Origin of the sequence: Psychrobacter celer, from assembly GCF_016107555.1 — a bacterium.
GTDB classification, from domain to species: Bacteria; Pseudomonadota; Gammaproteobacteria; order Pseudomonadales; family Moraxellaceae; genus Psychrobacter; species Psychrobacter celer.
The window spans coordinates 1-608 of the sequence record NZ_JABASU010000068.1 but is presented as its reverse complement, the minus strand read 5'-3'; the positions used below and the strand labels follow the sequence as shown (position 1 = coordinate 608).

General features: G+C 42.8%; 1 protein-coding gene. It reads right to left on the bottom strand.

The annotated features are described in order from the left end of the window. Positions 1 to 17 precede the first annotated feature (17 nt). Positions 18 to 608: RNA-guided endonuclease InsQ/TnpB family protein (locus tag JFC05_RS12705; protein ID WP_198337149.1), on the bottom strand; the 591-nt coding region annotated here is incomplete at its 5' end.

Below are 608 nucleotides of genomic sequence, written 5' to 3'. Positions count from 1 at the left end.
TTGACTTCCTCCCCTCCCTAAAGTGAGGGGATTCCTTCTGCAAGACGGTCAAGCCCGACCGCAAGGATGTTCTTGGCAGCATTAATATCTCTATCATGCCATGTGCCACACTCAGCACACCTCCATCCTCTGATTCCAAGACCTGCTCTACCTTTCGGACTACTATCGCTTATTTTAAGGCAGCACGAACAGGTTTGGGTAGTGTAACTCTCATTTACTATCTCAAGCTGACAACCTGCATACTTGCATTTATATTCCAGTTGTCTTTTGAGTTCAAACCATCCTGCATCGTATGTTGATTTAGCTAGGTTGGTTTTCTTACTTGTGAATGAGCGTGATTTAACATCACCAACCACAATCAAAGCATTGTCTTTAACAAGCTTGGTAGTGAATTTATGAATTGCATCTAACCTTGAATTTTTGATTTTGGCGTGTATTGCTTTGACACGCTGTTTGTTTTTCGCTCGTTGAGCAACAGCGAGCTTTTTCGCCCACTTTTGCGTTTGTTTGGTTGTCAGCTTGTCACCGTTTGAGGTGGTAGCAGACTCTTTTAAGCCTAAATCTATGCCTACACTACCTTTGCCGCTTATCTGCTTAGGAAAATCTTT